The organism is Streptomyces cellostaticus (assembly GCF_001513965.1).
GTDB lineage: Bacteria > Actinomycetota > Actinomycetes > Streptomycetales > Streptomycetaceae > Streptomyces > Streptomyces cellostaticus.
This window is the reverse complement of record NZ_KQ948038.1, coordinates 35,527-54,209: the sequence shown is the minus strand read 5'-3', so window position 1 is coordinate 54,209 and position 18,683 is coordinate 35,527. Positions and strand designations below refer to the sequence as shown.

At 73.5% G+C, this 18,683-nt stretch carries 12 protein-coding genes and 1 tRNA gene; 5 read left to right on the top strand and 8 right to left on the bottom strand.

Annotated elements, in window-relative coordinates; translation table 11 throughout:
* Positions 1–12 precede the first annotated feature (12 nt).
* Both AQI88_RS32895 and AQI88_RS32890 read left to right on the top strand, forming a co-directional pair.
* Complete coding sequence (locus AQI88_RS32895; protein ID WP_244184432.1) at positions 13–492, top strand: hypothetical protein; 480 nt, start codon at positions 13–15, stop codon at positions 490–492.
* 83 nt (positions 493–575) lie between these two features.
* Positions 576–1,097 carry a DUF4232 domain-containing protein gene (locus tag AQI88_RS32890; RefSeq protein WP_067006424.1) on the top strand — a complete coding sequence of 174 codons (522 nt, stop codon included), beginning with the start codon at positions 576–578 and terminating at the stop codon, positions 1,095–1,097.
* Between the two features lie 3 nt (positions 1,098–1,100).
* Here the strand turns inward: AQI88_RS32890 and AQI88_RS32885 are convergent, their stop codons facing one another.
* Together AQI88_RS32885 and AQI88_RS48020 are read right to left on the bottom strand one after the other, a co-directional pair.
* The gene (locus AQI88_RS32885) at positions 1,101–2,207 is read right to left on the bottom strand and encodes a DUF2786 domain-containing protein (protein WP_208615974.1); all 1,107 of its coding nucleotides are present in this window, start codon (positions 2,205–2,207) and stop codon (positions 1,101–1,103) included.
* Positions 2,208–2,270: 63 nt separating this feature from the next.
* Positions 2,271–2,558 carry a hypothetical protein gene (locus AQI88_RS48020; RefSeq protein WP_244184431.1) on the bottom strand — a complete coding sequence of 96 codons (288 nt, stop codon included), beginning with the start codon at positions 2,556–2,558 and terminating at the stop codon, positions 2,271–2,273.
* Positions 2,559–2,663: 105 nt separating this feature from the next.
* Here AQI88_RS48020 and AQI88_RS32875 point away from each other — a divergent pair, with 105 nt between their 5' ends.
* Together AQI88_RS32875 and AQI88_RS32870 are read left to right on the top strand one after the other, a co-directional pair.
* Entirely contained in the window at positions 2,664–3,410 is a 747-nt protein-coding gene (locus AQI88_RS32875; RefSeq protein WP_067006181.1) for a Clp protease N-terminal domain-containing protein, read from the top strand.
* A 48-nt stretch (positions 3,411–3,458) separates the two neighbouring features.
* Positions 3,459–5,144: a bifunctional 3'-5' exonuclease/DNA polymerase gene (locus tag AQI88_RS32870; protein ID WP_067006179.1), complete on the top strand. Its 1,686-nt coding sequence runs from the start codon at positions 3,459–3,461 to the stop codon at positions 5,142–5,144.
* A gap of 7 nt (positions 5,145–5,151) precedes the next feature.
* On the opposite strand, the gene AQI88_RS32865 is transcribed toward AQI88_RS32870, so the two are convergent.
* Positions 5,152–8,421 carry an AfsR/SARP family transcriptional regulator gene (locus AQI88_RS32865; RefSeq protein ID WP_067006177.1) on the bottom strand — a complete coding sequence of 1,090 codons (3,270 nt, stop codon included), beginning with the start codon at positions 8,419–8,421 and terminating at the stop codon, positions 5,152–5,154.
* Positions 8,422–8,846: 425 nt separating this feature from the next.
* Complete coding sequence (locus AQI88_RS32860) at positions 8,847–9,740, bottom strand: glycosyltransferase family 2 protein (protein WP_079057968.1); 894 nt, start codon at positions 9,738–9,740, stop codon at positions 8,847–8,849.
* Between the two features lie 543 nt (positions 9,741–10,283).
* Here AQI88_RS32860 and AQI88_RS32855 point away from each other — a divergent pair.
* Positions 10,284–11,732, top strand: coding sequence for a glycosyltransferase family 39 protein (locus tag AQI88_RS32855; protein WP_067006175.1), 1,449 nt, complete (start codon positions 10,284–10,286; stop codon positions 11,730–11,732).
* Positions 11,733–11,775: 43 nt separating this feature from the next.
* On the opposite strand, the gene AQI88_RS32850 is transcribed toward AQI88_RS32855, so the two are convergent.
* The 4 genes from AQI88_RS32850 to tmk all read right to left on the bottom strand — a co-directional run bounded on the left by AQI88_RS32850 (position 11,776) and on the right by tmk (position 18,541).
* Positions 11,776–11,852 (bottom strand) — tRNA-Thr (locus AQI88_RS32850).
* 107 nt (positions 11,853–11,959) lie between these two features.
* The gene (locus tag AQI88_RS32845; protein WP_067006173.1) at positions 11,960–13,588 is read right to left on the bottom strand and encodes an alpha/beta hydrolase; all 1,629 of its coding nucleotides are present in this window, start codon (positions 13,586–13,588) and stop codon (positions 11,960–11,962) included.
* A gap of 96 nt (positions 13,589–13,684) precedes the next feature.
* On the bottom strand, positions 13,685–14,890 hold the full coding sequence (locus AQI88_RS32840; RefSeq protein WP_067006171.1) for a DNA polymerase III subunit delta': 1,206 nt from the start codon (positions 14,888–14,890) through the stop codon (positions 13,685–13,687).
* Between the two features lie 336 nt (positions 14,891–15,226).
* A complete protein-coding gene (tmk, locus tag AQI88_RS32835) occupies positions 15,227–18,541 on the bottom strand; it encodes a dTMP kinase (RefSeq protein WP_067006169.1) in 3,315 nt (1,104 codons plus the stop codon).
* Positions 18,542–18,683 lie beyond the last annotated feature (142 nt).

The following is an 18,683-nucleotide window of genomic DNA, read 5'->3' as shown; positions in this document are numbered from 1 at the left end:
CGGGAGCGTGACGTGACTACGGCGACTGCAAGGGTGCGGACGGCGGCCGCGGCCGCGGGGCTGGTGGGCGCGCTCGCCCTGACCGCGTGCAGCGGGGGCGGCTCCAAGAACGACACCTCGTCCAGCGCGACCCCGACACCCACCGGCAGCGCCACGGGCGCGGTGACGGACGCCTCCGGCAAACTCCAGGGCAGCTGGATCACCACCAGCAAGGGCACGATCGTGGCCCTGGTGATCACCGGGAAGAAGGCCGGGCTCTTCGCGACCGGCGGATCCGTGTGCAGCGGCACCGCGGGCGCCGAGGCAGGCATGCAGATGGTCCATCTGACCTGCACCGACGGCAGCAAGGACCGGGTCACCGGCATGGTCGACTCGGTGAGCAAGGACGGCATGAAGGTGACCTGGTCGGGCAAGCTCGGCCAGGAGACCTACACCAGGGCCGAGGGCGGCAAGCTGCCCTCCGGGTTGCCGACGGCGCACACAAAGCAGTGAATTCTGCCGGGGCGCGTGATCGGGGCCCGGCCGCAGGCGCCATGATGCAGGAAGACCGTCACGACCTCGATGGGGACCTGCTCATGCGCGCCATTCCGCTCACCGTCACCGCCCTCGCCGCCGCTCTGCTGCTGACCGCCTGCAATGACAGCGGGGGCGGCAGCGGCGGCAAGAACACGTCCGGGTCGGGCTGTGCGGTCGGCAAGGTCTCCGTGCAGGCCGGCTCCGCGAGCGTGGCACCGGCGGCCGGGGACACCGGCGAGGTGGTCGTCAGCATCACCAACCAGAGCGCACCCTGCACCCTGGACGGCTTCCCGCACGTCGAGCTGAACCAGACCGGCGCGACCGTCAGCCTGAAGCCCCAGAAGGAGGCCAAGGCGCAGACGCTGAAGCTCGCCAAGGGGGACTCCGCGACCTTCACCGTCACCTACGTGCGGGGCAAGGACAACGACGACAAGAGCCTGAAGCCCAAGTCGATGAACGTGGTCCTGCCGGGCAGCGACGCCGGTCAGAGCATTCCCTGGAAGTACGGCGCGATCGCCGGCCGGACCAGCCAGGGCGACCCGAACGCCTCGGTCAGCGCCTTCCAGCAGGCCGGAGACTGACGCTCACCCGAGCCGTGGCCGGGCTCTGACCTGCGCCCGGTCTGCCGCGCGTGCGCCCTCCGTCCAGCCCGCCGCGTCGCTCACACCGCGCAGCCGGGTCGTGGTGGTCTCGGGGAACAGGCGCTCCAGCCGGTCGGTGACGGCTATGTCCCGGGTGGCGAGGACCGGCAGCAGGTCCTGGGTCACCTGGGTGTCGGCCGCGGCCGCGAGGCGGTCGCCGACGCGGTGGGCGTAGGCCGCGAGGAACGACTGCCGGAAGGTCTTGGTGCGCTTGCGGCCGCCGGCTCTCTGGGCGGCCTCCGCCTTGGTCATCGCGTGCGTGGCCTGCACCAGCAGCGAGGTGTAGAGCAGCTCGACCGCCTCCAGGTCCGCCTCGAAGCCGACGACCGTGGAGAAGGCCAGTGGTTCGTTCCACACCGCGCGGCAGTGGTTGGCGGTGGCGACCGCGTCCAGGAGGACCGCCTTGGCCTGCTCGTACGGCGGCTCGACGCCGATGCGGCAGGCGCCGGGCGCGTCCGGCGCGGGGGCACCGGCCGCCAGCAGCGCCTCGTCCACGCTGTGCCGGGCCATCAGCTCTTGCGCCTTGGCGCTCAGCGCCTCCGCCTCCTCCGGATACCCGGTCGCCTCGGCCTTGGCGAGCAGGGCGCGGATCCGGGTGAGCATGCGGGAGGCGCCGGGCCCGTGCTCGCGGCGGGGCTCTTCGAGGGGCTCCAGGGCGGGCAGGCGCAGCAGCAGGCGGTACAGCCGGAGGACGGCGGTGGCGTGCGAGAAGCGGTCGCCTCCGCGCGCGGGGGCCGCCGGCAGGGCCTCCAGCTGGCCGGTCCACCGGCGCCCGCGCGGGCGGTCCTGCCCGGCCTGCGCCCGGATCAGGCCCGCGGCCAGGCGTACGTGGAGGTCCTCCAGCTCCCGCCGCACCAGCCGTACGACGTCGGCGGGCTGCCAGCCACGCTGCCAGGCGGCCGCGACGAACTCCTCGCCCCGCCGCGTGAGTTCGGCGTCCGCGGCGGGGTCGGCGGCGAGCAGGGAGGCGCCCGTGTCGAGTCCGGTGTCGGTGTCGTCGTACAGGGCGGCCCGGAAGGCCCGCTCGACGGTGCTGGCAGTGCTGGTCACACTGCCGATCGTGCCACGCGCCACCGACAGCGGGCCGAGGCCGTCCACACCCTGTGGACAGCCTCAGGCGCGGGCGGCCGGCTCCAGGGCCCGGTCGAGGGCGTCGGCGGCCGGGCAAGGGACGTCGGGGCGGACGCCGGTGCTCTCCCCGTTGGTGCCGGAGACCGGGTTGACCGCGCGGCCGACCGGGATGGCGGCCTCCCGATGCGGGTACTGGACCGCTCCCCCACGGATCACCTGCTCGGCCTGCGTCACCTGCGCCTGAGCCCGGAGCGGGCCCGGCAGCTGCGGGACACGCCGGCGGAGCTGCTCGACGGGGCCGAGGAGGACGGGGCGGACCAGCCGGTGCACGGAGTGATGGTGGTGATGTACCACCCGCAGCCGTAGGCCGATGACCACCCCTCCGACTGTCAACCGATGGTTGACAGTCGGAGGGGTGCAACCTACGGTTGACACATGGCGAGCAACCCGAACACCACGGCATCCGTGCGCCTCGACGACCTCATCGAGGCCATCAAGAAGGTTCACACCGAACCCCTCGAACAGCTCCAGGACGCGGTGATCGCCGCCGATCACCTCAGTGACGTGGGCGACCATCTGATCGGTCACTTCGTCGACCAGGCCCGCCGCTCGGGGGCGTCCTGGACCGACATCGGCAAGAGCATGGGCGTGACCCGGCAGGCGGCACAGAAGCGGTTCGTGCCGAAGGAGTCGGCCGACCTCGACGCCAGTCAGGGCTTCAGCCGCTACACCCCGCGCGCGCAGAGCGTGGTCATGGCAGCCCACAACGAGGCGGTGGCGGCGCACAACCCCGAAGGCCGCCCCGAGCACCTGGTCCTGGGGCTGCTGGCCGAGCCGGAGGGCCTGGCCGCGAAGGCGATCACCGCGCAGGGTGTCCCGCTGGACGCCGTACGCCAGGCCGCGACCGCCGCGCTCCCGCCGGCCGCGGAGAACGTCCCCGACCTCATCCCCTACGGCCCGGGAGCCAAGAAGGTCCTGGAACTCACCTTCCGCGAGGCCCTCCGGCTCGGCCACAACTACATCGGCACCGAGCACCTCCTGCTGGCCCTGCTGGAGCACGAGAACGGCGAGGGCGTCCTCAGCGGGCTCGGCATCGGCAAGGCGGCGACCGAGGAGTACGTCGGCAAGGTGCTGGCGCTGCTGCTGGAGCAGAAGGGCCAGGAAACCGCTCAGGAGGACTGAAACCGCAGGTCACGGCCATTGTCAGAGCCGCCTGCCACACTCGCAGACATGACCGACCGGTGGGCACTCGCACCGGCCGAGGACGGTGGCGTGGACGTCGCCCCCCTCGGCCCGGACGGGCTGCCCGCCGGTCCTGTGCGGCGGGAGAGCGATCTCGCCCAGGCGGTGCGGAGCCGTCCGGAGGTAACGCGCTGGGTGTGGCGGTCGACCCCCGAGGTCTACCCGCGCCTGCTCGCCACGGGGGTGCGAGTGGAGCGGTGCTACGACATCGAGGACGCCGAAACACTCCTGCTGGGCCACGAGGGCCGGTACGGCGAGCCGCACTCGGCCGCCGCCGCCCTGGCCCGCCTCCGCGGCGGCCCCGTACCGCCCGACCCGCCGCAGCGCTCGGCCGAACCGGGCGCCCAGTCCCCGCTGTTCGAGCCGGCCGGCACCCGCATGCCGCTCGCCGACCTCCTCACGGTCTACGCCGAGCAACAGCGGCGGCACGAGAAGACCGCCCACCTCGACCGCATGCGGCTGCTGACCGCCGCCGAGTCGGCGGGGATGCTGGTGGCCGCCGAGATGAACCGCGCCGGCCTCCCCTGGAGCACCGAGGTCCACCGCGAGCTGCTGCACGACCTGCTCGGCGAGCGGTACGCGGGCGGCGGCGAGCCCCGCCGCCTCGCCGAGCTGGCCGACGAGGTGTCCACGGCCTTCGGCCGCCGGGTGCGGCCCGACCTGCCCGCCGACGTGATCAAGGCCTTCGCGCAGGCCGGGATCAAGGTGAAGTCCACCCGCCGCTGGGAGATCCGCTCCCTCGACCACCCGGCCGTCGAACCCCTGCTGGAGTACAAGAAGCTCTACCGCATCTGGGTCGCACACGGCTGGTCCTGGCTCCAGGACTGGGTGCGCGACGGCCGCTTCCGGCCGGAGTTCCTGGCCGGCGGCACGGTCACCGGGCGCTGGGTGACCAACGGCGGGGGCGCGCTGCAGATCCCCAAGGTGATCCGGCGGGCCGTGGTCGCCGACCCCGGCTGGCGGCTGGTCGTGGCCGACGCCGACCAGATGGAGCCGCGCGTGCTCGCCGCGATCTCCCGCGACCCCGGCCTGATGGAGGTCGCCGGCCGCGCGAGCGACCTCTACCAGTCCGTCTCCGACCGCGCCTTCTCCGGCGACCGGGACCAGGCCAAGCTCGCCGTGCTCGGCGCGGTCTACGGCCAGACCTCCGGCGACGGCCTGAAGAACCTCGCCGCGCTGCGCCGCCGCTTCCCCCAGGCGGTGGCCTACGTGGACGAGGCCGCGCGGGCCGGCGAGGAGGGCCGGCTCGTGCGCACCTGGCTGGGCCGGACCTGCCCGCCCGCAGCCCGGGCGGGCGAGGACGCGACGGAGGAGGCGGGCATCCCGGTCGGCGAGGACGACCCCGACGGCCAGGCCTGGGTCCCCGGCTACGCCTCCACCAACTCCCGAGCGCGGGGCCGCTTCGCGCGGAACTTCGTCGTGCAGGGCAGCGCCGCCGACTGGGCCCTGCTGCTGCTCGCCGCGCTGCGCCGGGCCTGCGCGGGCCTCGCGGCCGAGCTGGTCTTCTTCCAGCACGACGAGGTGATCGTGCACTGCCCCGCCGAGGAGGCCGACACGGTCGTCCGGGCCATCCGGGACGCCGGCGACCTGGCCGGACGGCTGACCTTCGGCGACACCCCGGTGCGCTTCCCGTTCACGACGGCGGTGGTGGAGTGCTATGCCGACGCCAAGTGAACGCCTGTTACGGCGCCGTGCCGTCGGCCAGCAGCTCCCGCAGTTCCTCCACCACGTTCAGCTCGTCCGTGCCGGCCAGCGCCGCGAGGGCCGCGCGCCAGGTGTCGTACGCCTCCGGCCGCCGCCCCTGCTCGCGCAGCAGCAGCCCGTGCTGGTGGCGGGCGAGTCCGCCGATGTAGCGGTCGGCCCGGGCGTCGGCCCGGTGCAGCAGCTCGGCGCACTCGCGGGCGGCCCGCTCGGACGCGCCCAGCTGCCGCAGCGCGCGGACCAGACCGAGCCGGGTCTGCGACTCGCCGTGCCAGTCGCCGTGGCCGCCGAGGATGCGCAGGCTCTCCTCGAAGTGCCGGGCCGCGGCGGCCGGTTCGCCGAGGGCAAGCTGGGCGTAACCGATGTTGCAGTGCGCCGAGTGCTGCACGATGACCGCGCCGATCGCGTCCCCGATCGCCAGCGAGCGCTGATGCTGCTCGATGGCGGCCCGCGGGTCGGTGTGCTCGTAGAGGTTGCCGAGGTGGCTGTGGGTGACGGCCTCGCCGTAGGGGTCGTTCAGCTGCCGGGAGTAGCCGAGGCTTTGCCGCAGCGCCTCCCCGGACTCCGCGAACCGTCCCAGCCCCTCCAGCAGCAGCCCCCGGTTGTTCAGGCTGCGCCGGATCCAGGAGGCCCTGCCGAGCCGTCGCCAGATCACCAGGGCCTGGTCGGTGAGGGTGAGGGCATCGTTCTGCCGGCCGGCCAGGAAGTGCACGCCCGCGAGGTCGCCTAGCGCGTAGGCCTCCGCCGCCGCGTCCCCGAGCCGCCGCGCGGCGCCGAGCGCGGCCCGCCCCAGCACCTCCATCTCGGCGACGTGGCCGCTGCGCTGCACATAGGGGAAGAACAACCGGACGAGCGAAGACAGCTGCGCGGCCCGGCGGTCGTCGGCCGTGTCCGCGTTGCGCTCCACCAGCGCGACGATGTTCTCCAGCTCCACCTCGCCCCAGGCGAAGGCCATGTCGGCGGACTCGAAGGGCGCCAGGGCCGCCACGTCCGCCGCGTGCTCCGGCGGCTGGGCGGCGGTGGGCTGCCGGCGGTCGTCCTGGTCGAGACCGGGCTCCACGATGGCGATGAGGGCATGCTCGGCGACGGCGGCGTACCAGCGCAGGGCGGTGAGGTCGGCGTCGGCAGCCCGCTCGGGGCTCTGGCCGGACAGTTCGCGGGCGAAGTCGCGCACCAGGTCGTGCGGGGCGTAGCGGCCGTACGCCGTCTCCTCCAGCAGTGCCACGTCGACCAGCCGGTCCAGGGCGGCCTCGGCGCGGCGCTCGTCGGTGCCGGTGAGGCGGGCGACCAGCGGGGCGCCGTAGACCGACAGGTCGAGGGCGCCGATGTGGCGCAGGACGAGCGCCGCATCCCGGTCGGCCTCGCGTTCGGCGGCGGCGAGCGCGTCGTGGGCGACGGCCAGGGAGCGGCGGACACTCAGGTCGTCGTACTCCAGGTGGTGCAACCGGCCCTCGGTGGCGGCCAGTTGCCCGGCCAGCACGTCCGGCGTCAGGGCCCGGCGGGCGGCCAGCCGGGCGGCGACGACCCGCAGCGCGAGCGGGAGCCTGCCGGTCAGCTCGACCAGGGCGTGGCCGGCGTCGAGCCCCTCGCGTCCGCTCACCGCGCGTAGCAGCGCCGCGCTGTCCTCCCCGCTGAGCGGGCCGAGCGGGAAGCGGCGGGCGCCGTCCAGGGCGGTCAGCGGCGAGCGGCTGGTGACGATCACGGCGCAGCCGGGGCCGGCCGGCAGCAGGGGGCGCACCTGGGCCGCGTTCGCCGCGTCGTCCAGTACCAGGAGGATGCGGGCCGGGGCGAGGAGGGAGCGGAGCAGGGCGGCGGCCGCGTCCGGGTGTTCGGGGATGCTGCGGGGCTCGGCGCCGAGGTCGCGCAGGAGCGCGGCGAGGGCCTGGGCGGTGCTGAGCGGGGACATGCCGGGGGTGGCACCGTGCAGGTTGATGTACAGCTGGCCGTCGGGGAAACGTTCCCGCAGTGCGTGGGCGACATGGAGGGCGAGGGCGCTTTTGCCTACGCCGGCCATGCCGCTGATCACAGCGAGGTGGCTCCGCCGGGTGGCAAGGGTGTGCTGCAGCTCGTGCAGTTCGGTGGCTCGGCCAGCGAAGATGGCCGGGGCAGGGGGGAGTTGGGCGGGGGCGGGCGGAGCGGGGGGTGGCACCCGGCCTCCGTCCGAGTGCGTTGCCCCAGCCGCACCACCCGTGCCGCTTTCGCCGTCGGGTGCGGCCGGCCCCTGCGGGGCGGAAGCGCCGTCGGCGGGTGCGGGTGCGCCCTGGAGGGGCGGGTGGCCGCCGGCAGGTGGTGGTGTGTCCGGGGCGATCGGCCTGGTGGTCCCGGGGGTCGCGGTGCCGTCGGCCGGTGTGGGGGTGCGTCGGGGCGGAAGCGTGGACTCGGTGGCCGGCTTTCCGGGCTTCGGGGGCGAGAAGACTCGCAGAACCTCCAGGTGGGCCTCGCGGACCGCGGGGCCGGGCTCGACGCCGAGTTCCTCGATCAGGCGGGCACGCAGGTCGCGGTGGACGGCCAGCGCCTCCGCCTGTCGGCCGGTGCGGTGCAGGGCGAGCATCAGCTGGCGGTGGTACGCCTCACGCAGCGGGTGCTCGGCGATGAGCGCCGCCAGCTCCGGGACCAGCCCGCCCAGCCGGGCGCCCCCGAGGGCGAGTTCGGCGTCGTACCGCCATTCCAGCAGGAGCAGCCGCGCCTCCTCCAGGCGCTGCACGAGGGCGTAACCGCCGAAGTCGGCGGGCAGTCCGCCGAGCGGTGTGCCGCGCCAGAGCGCGAGCCCGGCTGTACAGGCGCGCACGACACCCGCCCAGTCCCGCCGGGCGTGCGCGGCGCGCGCCTCGGCGACCCGGGCGTCGAACACGTGCACGTCCAACTCGCCGTCGTCGACGCGCAGCAGATAGCCGGGGGATACGGCCCTGAGCCGCTCGGGGTCGTCCAGGAGCCGACGCAGCCGGGTGACGTGGTTGTGCAGCGAGGCCTGCGCCGACACGGGGGGTGCCCCGCCCCACAGGGCGTCCTTCAGGGACTCGACCGACACCACCCGGCCGGCCTCCAGCAGCAGCGCGGCGAGCAGGGCGCGCACCTTGGGGCTGCCGATGGGGTGGATGAGGTTGTCGGGGACGGCGTCGGAGGCGTAACCCGACCCCGGGAGGGCGCCGTCCAGGGTGCCCTGGGAAGCGTCGTACGAAATCCCGTACAGCTGTCGGTCGTAGAGGACAGGTGGCCCCAGGAGTCCGAAACGCAGCTCGCATCGCCGCATCACGCCGCTCCACTGCCTTTCCGCGGTCCTGTCCGACCGTGCTGCGCGGCGGGCGCGTGCCCGCCGTTCCGTGGCGGAATTCCGCCCCATCCACAACAGGTTCCTGCCACCTCCCGCCTGCTGGTCGGGGCCGGAATCCGTTGGGGTTCCGGCTTGCCGCCACCGACTGTCGGCGACTTCCGGCCAACCGGTTCGCGGCCTGCGGAGGAACCGTTGGCCACATGTTAGCGATCTGTTGGTGAGCCCTGGTGTGATCACTGCATCGGATCCGGCCGACGGCGCGCGCGTCATGTCGCGTAACTCGGGGGAGTGTCGCCGTAGGCCTGGTCCGGGGACGTCAGAGGGCCCCGGTCGGCGGAGGTGAACGACCGGGGCCCTGTCCCGCGCCCTCGTACCCCTGACTCAGCCCCTGGCTCGGCCTCGGCTCAGATGACGGGCGGGCGCCCCAGCCGGGTGAGCCGCCACACCGTCCGCCAGCGCATGGGCCGGCGCTCGCCGGCCGATTCCCGCAGCCCCTCCGCGAACCCGCCGAACCAGGCCCGCAGCCCGGCCGCGGACCGGGTACGGGCGAGGGTGAGCAGCGTCCACACCCCCAGGTGCACCGGAATGAGCAGCAGGGGCAGCCGGCGCCGAACGAGCCAGACCCGGTTGCGGGCGTTGACGCGGTAGTAGATGGCGTGCCGGGCCGGCGAGGTCTTGGGGTGCTGAAGGAGCAGCTCGGGGGCGTAGCGGATCTTCCAGCCTGCGTCGGCCGCCCGCCAGGCGAGGTCGGTCTCCTCGTGGGCGAAGAAGAACTCGGCGGGCCAGTCGCCGGTCTCGGCCAGCATCTCCATGCGCAGGGCGTGCCCGCCGCCGAGGAAGCCGGTGACGTCACCGCCGCGCATCGGATCGGACTTGCCCACCCTGGGCACGTGCCGTTGCTGGGTCTCGCCGTGCTCGTCGGCGATGCGGAAGCCGACGATGCCGAGCCGCAGGTCGGCCGCGTACAGCTCGCGCACCCGGCGCAGCACATCGGCGTCGACGAGCAGCCCGTCGTCGTCCAGATCCACGACGATGTCGACGTCGCCGTATGCGCGCAGCCGGGCGAGGGCCACGTTCCTGCCGCCCGGGCAGCCGAGGTTCTCCTCGACGTCGATGGTGGTGACCTGGCCCGGCAGGGAGAGCCGTTCGGCGAACTCGGGCAGCCGGCAGCCGTTGCCGACGATCACGATGCGGGCGGGCTCGATGTCCTGCTTGGCCACGGACTCCAGCAGGGCGTCGACTTCGGCGGGCCGGTTGCCCATGGTCACCACAGCGACCGCGATCCTCGGCTCCACCACGTACCTCACCCCATCCGGCCGACGGCGGCGCCGCCGTCCTGACCGCGTGGCGCTCGCCGTTCACCAAGATGTTGCCTCAGATGCGCTGGTTCATCTGATACCGATTCACTTTGCAGCCCCTTTGCTCCGGTTTTGTCCGCGCCTTCCCTTGCCTTTCCTTGCCTTTCCCGCCTCTCGCCGCTTTGCCTGCCTTGACCTGCTTTGCGCAGCAGACGGCGAGGCGATGGCAGCGGCCCGGCCGACAGCCCTCAGGAGGGGGCGACCCGAGAGGAATCATGCACGGCGAAGACGGCGTCGCCCGCCTTGACGCAGGCTTCCCGGCTCTCCTGACGCGCCAGTACGTTCGCGTCCAACAGCGCGTCGGCATCGGCGGACGACCCGAAAACGTAGCGGCCACATCTTGGACTGTTCTTTTCGGCCGCTTCGCCGAGAAGCGGTGTTTCTTCCCCGGTCAATGTATGGTCGACCAGTTCTGCGGCAGCGGAATGTGCCCCCTGCCGGGACGCCGGTTCGCACCGCAACCTCGAGGGTCTCGACAGCTTCATGACTTCCCACACAGCCGTCCGCCGGCGCCGCCTGCCCATCTGGCTGATCCCGATGCTGTGGACCCTGACCCTCGGCCTGTGGGGACTGTCCCGGCAGCACAGCGTGTGGCGGGACGAGGCCGCGACCTGGCAGGTGGCCCGACGCTCCCCCGCCGAGATCTGGCACATGCTGGGGCAGGTGGATGCCGTGCATGGGCTCTACTACCTGCTGATGCACGGGCTGTTCGAAGTCTTCGGTCCCAGTACGACAACCCTGCGGCTGCCTTCCGTACTGGCCATGGCCGTGGCAGCGGCCTGCGTGACGGTCACCGGCCACCGACTGGCCGGATTCTGGGCGGGTTTGGGCGCGGGACTGGCCCTGGGGCTGCTCCCGGCCGTCCAGTTCTACCTCCAGGAGGGGCGCCCGTACGCACTGGTCGCGGCCGGGGCCGCGATCTCGACACTGCTGCTGGTGAGCGTGCTCGAGGGCCGGGCCGGGGCGCTTCGTTGGGCGGCGTACGGCAGCGCGGTCCTGCTGTGCGGGCTGCTCAACTGGCTGTCCCTGATGATCCTGCCGGCGCACGCGGCGACCCTGGTCTGGACACAGGCAGAGCGCGGAACGTGGACACGCTGGGCCGCGACCTCGGCGGCCGCTACGGCCGGTGTGCTGCCGCTGATCCTGTTCAGCCGAAGCCAGTCCGATCAGGTCTCCTGGATCCCGCCGCTGACCTGGCACATGATGATCGGTCCGGCGGTGCTGCTGGCGATCGGCGGTCTGGGAGCCCTGCTGGACCGGCCGCAGACAGGCCGCCCGTCGGCCGCGGCGGTCGGCCTGCCCCTGCTGGCGGTGCCACAGCTCGGCCTGATCGGCATCTCCCTCATCCAGCCGCTGTTCCTCGACCGGTACGTGCTCTTCAGCCTGCTGGGTCTGGCCCTGCTGATCGGGACGGCGCTCGGCACGGCGGTACGGGCGGCCACGCCACGTTTCCCGAGGGCGTCGATGTGGCTCCTCCCCGTGGTGGTCGTCGTGGCGGCGGTGGCCCTGCTGCCGCAGTCGCTGGCCAAGCGGTCGCCGGCGAGCCGGGTGGACGACGTCCTGGCGGTGGCGGCAGACGTACGGCGGCTCAAGGAGACCGGAGACGCGGTGCTCTTCGTACCGGCCGCCCGGCGTGACACCGCGCTGGTCTCGCCCGAGGCCTTCACCGGCCTGAGGGACATCGCTCTGCAGGAGAGCCCCGAGGACTCCGGGACCCTGAAGGGTGTGGAGGCCGGACCCGCGCGGATCCGCGCCACGATGCTCGCCGAGCGTCGCGTCCTGCTGGTCACAGACGCGACAGAGGTGGCGAAGCCGGCGGCGGCGGAGCGGGACAGGGTGAAGACTTCGGTACTCAGGATGTACTTCACGGTGGTCGCGGACCACCAGGTACGCGGCCGCCGCGTGACGGTCTACGAGCGCCGCGCCCACTGAACAGAAAACCCCAGGCCAGAAAGCATCTGACCTGGGGTTTCAGTGGAGCCGCTTTCGGGATTCGAACCCGAGACCTACGCATTACGAGTGCGTTGCTCTGGCCATCTGAGCTAAAGCGGCGCGCTGTCCGCACTATGGTGCGATCAGCAACGTCGGTAAGTCTACACAGTTTCCCGGAGTGCTTCGTACACGCCCCGGAGCGGAGGGGTCCGGGGCGGGCGCGAGGGCTATGAGCAGCGCTTTCCGTGGGCCGGTGGGGTGCCGTGGAGGAGGTAGGTGTCGATCGCCGAGTCGATGCAGGTGCTGCCGCGGCCGTAGGCGGTGTGGCCGTCGCCGACGTAGGTCAGCAGGCGGCCCGAGGAGAGCTGGCCGGCGAGGGACCTGGCCCAGGGGTAGGGGGTCGCCGGGTCGCGGGTGGTGCCGACGACCACGATGGCAGCCGCGCCCCTCGCCACGATGCGGTGCGGCTCGCCCGTGGCCTTCACCGGCCAGTACGCGCAGTTCAGCGAGGCCCAGGCCAGGCCCTCGCCGAAGACCGGGGAGGCCTTCTCGAACTCGGGCAGGGCCTTTTCCACCTGCTCGGGGCCGGTGAAGGCGGGCGGCAGGTCGAGGCAGTTCACGGCGGCGTTGGCCATCATCAGGTTGCTGTAGTGGCCGTTCGCGTCGCGTTCGTAGTAGCTGTCGGAGAGGGCGAGCAGGCCCGCACCGTCGTTCTCCTTCATCGCCGAGGTCAGCGCCTCGCGCAGCTGTTCCCAGGTCGCCTGGTCGTACATCGCCGCGATCACCCCGGTGGTGGCCAGCGACTCACCGAGCTTGCGGTGGCCCGGGTCGCCCGCCGGGATGGGGTGGGCGTCCAGCTTGCGGAAGAAGGCCTTGAGATGGTTGCCGACCTGCGCGGGCGTGGTGCCCTTGCCGCCGAGCGGGCAGCCGGCCTGCCGTACGCAGTCCTTCGCGAACGCCTGGAACGCCGTCTCGAAGCCGGCCGTCTGCTCCAGGTTCAGCTTGCGGGCCTCGAGGGAGGGGTCCATCGCCCCGTCCAGCACCAGACGGCCCACCCGGTCCGGGAACAGGCCGGCGTACGTCGCCCCGAGGAAGGTGCCGTACGACGCGCCGACATAGTTCAGCTTCGGGTCGCCCAGCACGGCCCGCAGGATGTCCATGTCCCGGGCCGCCTCGACGGTGGACACGTGCCTGAGCAGGCGCGCCGAGTGCGCCCCGCAGCCCTCGGCGAACTGCTTGTATTCCCCGACCAGCGCGTTCGTCTCCTTCTGGTCGTCGGGGGTGCTGTCCGTCTGCGTGTAGGCGTCCATCTGGTGCCCGCTCAGGCATTCGACGGGCTCGCTGCCTGCGACGCCCCGCGGGTCCATCGCGACCATGTTGTAGCGCGCGCGGACCTCGGCGGGGTAGCCGATGCCCGCGTACTGCTGGAGGTAGCCGACCGCCGAGCCGCCCGGGCCGCCCGGGTTGACCAGCAGCGAGCCGAGCGGCCTTCCCTTGCCGGTGGCCTTCTTGCGGGCGACGGCGAGCCGGATGTCACCCGCACCGGGCTTGGCGTAGTCCAGCGGAGCCTTCATCGTGGCGCACTGGAAGCCGGACACACCGCAGCTGCGCCAGTTCAGGTGCTGCGTGTAGTACGACGACAGCGCCGCCGGCGTGGCACGCGGCAGCGCGGCCAGCGCCGCCTCCTGCGCACCACCGGACGGGGTGGTCGAGCTCCCGGAGGAACAGGCGGACACGAGTAGCGCGGCGGCCGTGAGAAGGGTGCCCGCGACGCGCGCCGTCGCCCGGGATCGGTTTCGGGTCCGAGTTCCGGTTCGGGTCCGGCGGTTCCGGCGGAGGGATGACCAGGTGTGCATCAGACGAGCGTAACGGCGTGCGACCGGGTGAGTGCGGTGCGTGCGGATGGTGGCCTCGTACGAGGGACGCGGTGTGTCAACCACCGTACGCCCGGCTCACCCCGCCCGCAGGGCCATCGTCATCGCCTCCACCGCCAGCAGCGGGGCCACGTTGCGGTCCAGCGCCTCACGGCAGGCGGCGATCGCCTCGATGCGGCGGAGCGTGGACTCCGGGCTGCTGCCGCGCGCCAGCCGGTCCAGGGCGTCCTCGGCGTCCCCGTTGGCGATCGCGACCCGGGAGCCGAGCTGGAGGGCGAGGACGTCGCGGTAGAAACCGGTCAGGTCGCCGAGGGCCATGTCGAGGCTGTCGCGCTGCGTGCGGGTTCTGCGGCGCTTCTGCATGTCCTCGAGGTCCTTCATCACGCCCGCCGTACCGCGCGGCAGCCGACCGCCCTGGGCCGCGCCCAGCGCCGTCTTCAGCTCCTCGGTCTCCTTGCCGTCCATCTCCTCGGCGAGCTGCTTGGCGTCCTCGGCGGCCGCGTCGACCAGTTCCTGTGCCGCTCTGAGGCAGGCGCCGACCTCGTCCAGGCGCAGCGGGAGCTTGAGCACGGCGGCGCGGCGTTCGCGGGCCGCCGGATCGGTGGCCAGGCGGCGGGCCCGGTCGACATGCCCCTGGGTGGCGCGGGCGGCGGCCACGGCGACCTCGGGTTCGATCCCGTCACGGCGTACGAGCATGTCGGCGACGGCGTCGACCGAGGGCGTGAGCAGGTTCAGGTGGCGGCAGCGGGAGCGGATCGTGGGCAGGACGTCCTCGATGGAGGGTGCGCACAGCAGCCAGACCGTACGGGGGGCGGGCTCCTCCACGGCCTTGAGGACGGCGTTGGCAGACTTCTCGTTCAGCCGCTCGGCGTCCTCGACCAGGATGATCTGCCAGCGGCCGTTCGCCGGGGAGGTGAACGACTTGCGGACCGTGTCCCGCATGTCCTTCACCAGGATCTCGGAGCCCACGGCGGCGACCGTGGTGACGTCCGCGTGGGTGCCGAGCAGCGCGGTGTGACAGCCGTCGCAGAAGCCGCAGCCGGGGGCTCCGCCGAGGGCACGGTCGGGGCTCACGCACTGCAGGGCCGCGGCGAAGGCCCGCGCCGCCTGGTTCCGGCCCGCACCCGGCGGGCCCGTGAACAGCCAGGCGTGGGTCATCTTCGAGGCCTGCGGGAGCGGCTCGTCCGCCGCGGCGGCCGTGACGAGGGCGTCGGCGTCCCGCGCGGCCGCGTCGAGCACCGCGCTCACTTTTTCCTGCCCGACGAGGTCGTCCCACACGGTCATGGGTCACACCGCCCTTCCGTCACACTCTGCGTTCCGGAATCCATTGTGCGGGTCGGCACTGACAGCAGGGGGCGTGCGGGGGGGGCGGGGCGCGTGGACAGCCGCTGGGCGCGCCGGAGTGCGAGTGCCGGTGAACGGCGCGAGGGGACACGGTGAGCGCTCCGAGCGAGGACCAGCGAGCGGCTGCTGACGGCACGACGGGGCCGCTGCCCATCAGGGACGGGCGAGGCCGCTGACAACGCGGGGCGGCGCCCATCGGTTCTCCGACGGGCGCCGCCCCATGTCCTCGCTCAGCCGCGTCGACCGCCACCCGGGCGCCGCTCGGCTTCGGTTGCCTCAGCCGCGGCGATCACGGTCCCGCCCCCGGCGGCCCTGGTCCTCACCGGCGTTCCCGTACTCCTGCTCGTCGTACGACCCGAGCAGCTCGTCCGCCAGCGTCGGCAGATCGTCCAGCGGGGTCTCCTCGGCCCAGTCGGGGCGCGGCCGGCGGCGGGGCGTGCCCTCGGCGTCGACCTGGGGCATCTCGCGCGTACGGCCCTCGGAGCCGTCGGGACCTGCCGCAGGCCGCTCGTCCCGGAAGAAGCCGCGCGGCATCCGCTCCGCCGGGTCGTCACCCCGGACGGGCGGCAGTACGGCGGTCTCCTCGGCGGACACAGGGGGCAGCACCGCCGTCTCGTCCGCCGCACCCGGAACCACCGGCGGCAGCACGGCCGTCTCGTCCGCCGCGCCGGAGGCGACCGGCGGCTGCGGCAGTTCGGCCGTCACCTCGGAGTCGGGGCCGGACCCGGCCCTGCGGGCGTCTGCGGCGCGCTCCTCGCGCACCGGCCGCAGCACCGTCGTCTCTTCCGTACCCGGAGACACGACCGGAGTCGGAACCGTCTCCTCCGCACCTCGCGGAGGCGTCCCGTCCGTGCCTGGCGACACCACCGGCGTCGGCACGGTCGCGGCATCCGGGGTCACGCCCGGCGCCGTCGGCTTCGGGGTGCTCGGCCGGCGGGCCGCCGCGTCGGCCGCTGCCGCGGCCTCGGCCGCCTGACGGCGGGCCTCCTCGGCGCGCAGCAGAGCCTCCTCGGCCTTCCGCTGCTTCTCCAGGCGCTCTGCCTCGGCCTCCGCGCGGAGCCGGGCCTGCCGTGCCTCTTCCTCGGCGCGCAGCCGGGCCTCCTCCTCGGCCTGCTTGCGCCGCTGCTCCTCCTCGGCCCTGCGGCGGGCCTCCTCCTCGGCGCGGGCCTTCTCCTCCGCGAGAAGCCGCTGCCGCTCCTCCTCCGCCCGGCGCCGTGCTTCCTCGGCCCGCTGCCGGGCCTCCTCCGCCTGCCGTTCGGCCTCGCGGCGCTGCGCCTCCTCCAGCTCGCGGCGCTTGCGCTCCTCCTCTTCGGCGCGCAGCTTGGCGAGCTGCTCCTGGCGCTCACGCTCCAGGCGCTCCTCCTCGGCCTTGCGCGCGGCCTCTTCCTCGGCCTTGCGGCGCGCTTCCTCCTCGGCCTTCTTCCGCGCCTCCTCCTGAGCCTTGATCTCGGCCTCGGACAGCGGCAGCACGGTGTCGAGCCGGTGCCGGATCACGGTGGTGACGGCCTCGGGCTCCTGCCCGGCGTCCACGACCAGGTACCGGCCGGGGTCGGAGGCGGCGAGCGTGAGGAAACCGGCCCGCACGCGCGCGTGGAACTCGGCCGGCTCCGACTCCAGCCGGTCCGGTGCCTCGGTGAAGCGCTCGCGGGCGGCCTCCGGCGAGACGTCCAGCAGGACGGTGAGGTGCGGGACGAGCCCGTTGGTGGCCCAGCGGTTGATACGGGCGATCTCGGTCGGGGACAGGTCGCGGCCGCCGCCCTGGTAGGCCACGGACGAGTCGATGTAGCGGTCCGAGATGACGACCGCGCCGCGCTCCAGGGCGGGTCGTACGACGGTGTCGACGTGCTCGGCCCTGTCGGCCGCGTACAGCAGCGCCTCCGCGCGGTGCGACAGGCCCGCCGAGGACACGTCCAGCAGGATCGAGCGCAGCCGCTTGCCCACGGGGGTGGCCCCCGGCTCGCGGGTGAGCACGACCTCGTGGCCCTTGGCGCGGATCCACTCCGCGAGGGCCTCGGCCTGGGTGGACTTGCCGGCGCCGTCGCCGCCCTCCAGGGCGATGAAGAAACCGCCCGCCGCGGGTGCCTCGACCGGGTCGTCGCCGCCGAGCAGCGCGTCCTTGATGTCCTGCCGCAGCGGGATGCCGGAGCGGTCGTCGACCTTGGCGAGCACCAGCGCGGCCACCGGCAGCAGCAGCGCGCCGACCAGCATCAGCGTGAACGAGGCGCCGCCGTGCGCGAAGACGAACCTGCCGTTCTCCAGGCGGTGCCGGCCGATGAGCCCCGCGACCACGGGAGCGATCAGGGCGCCGAGCGCGATGAAGACCCGTACCACCGCGTGCAGGTGCTCGGTGACGCGCGCCGTGCGGTATTCCTCGGTCTCCTGGTCGAGCAGGGCGTGCCCGGTGTTCGCGGCCACGCCCGCGGAGATGCCGGCCAGCGTGACGATCAGCAGCACGGTGGTGACGTCCGGGACGAGCCCGGCGGCCAGCAGGGCGATGCCGGTGAAGGCGATGCACAGGGCGAGGAGCCGGCGGCGCGAGAGCGAGGGCAGCACCGAGGACGCCGTACGGATGCCGACGGCGACGCCGCCGGTCAGGCCCAGCACCAGCAGGCCGTACAGGACCGGGCCGCCGCCCAGGTCCTTGGCGTGCAGGACGCAGACCGCGACCGCGGCGGCGATGGCCCCGGCGACGGCGGCGCAGGCCGGGACGAGCAGCGGGATGGCGCCCGTACGGCCCTTGTCGACACCTGTGCCGGTGCGCGGACGGCGCAGGCCCTCCAGCGGGGACCGCGCGCGCGGGGTGCGCGTGTCGGGCAGCTCCAGGAAGGTCAGCACGGACAAGGACGCGGCGAACAGTCCGGCCGCGACATACGACGCGAGGGCCGCCTGGTGCTGGTCGAACCAGGCCACCCCGGTGCCCAGCAGGTTGTTGAGCAGGGAGGCGACGACCAGGGAGGCGGCCGCCAGCGGGATCGCCAGGAAGCTGGTGCGCAGCGCGAGGCGGCGCAGGGCGTCCAGGTGGTCCGGCAGCGGCCGTACCGTGGCCCCCTCCAGGGGCGGGGCGGGCAGCAGGGCGGGGGCCGCGCTCTCCCGGCACACCGTCCACAGCCGCTCGGCGACGCCGGTGACGAAGGCGGTGACCAGCAGGACGGCAAGCGCGTTGTCCGGGGTCCAGTCGATCCACAGGGGCGCGGTGATCAGCAGTACGGCGCGCAGGCCGTCGGCGCCGACCATGGTCCAGCGGCGGTCGAGCGGGCCCTCCTGGGCCGTGAGCGTGGTCACCGGGCCGAGGAGGACGGCGCCGAAGAGCAGGGCGGCGAGGATGCGCGCGGCGAAGACGGTCGCCACTGCGAACGCCACGCCCCGGTAACCGCCGCCGAAGGAGCCCTCGGCGATGGCCGCCTGGAGGACGAGGAGGACCAGCACGAGCAGCGCGAGGGTGTCACCGACACCGCTCACGAGCTGCGCGCTCCACAGGCGCCTCAACTGCGGGCGGCGCAGCAGGGCGCGGACGGCACGCTCGCGGGAGTCCGCGACGAGGGCGTCGTCAGGTGCTGTGGTGGGGGCCGTTGGCTGCTCGGCTCGCGTCATGCGTTCAGCCTATCCGCAGCCACCGACACGACACCTCGGCCGCCCGGGCGTGCGCACGCCCCGACACCAAAGTGATGCCGGGGCGTTCGTTTCGCGAAGCCGGAGCGGCGGACCGGGTGACCCTGGGGAGCGTCAGCCCGCC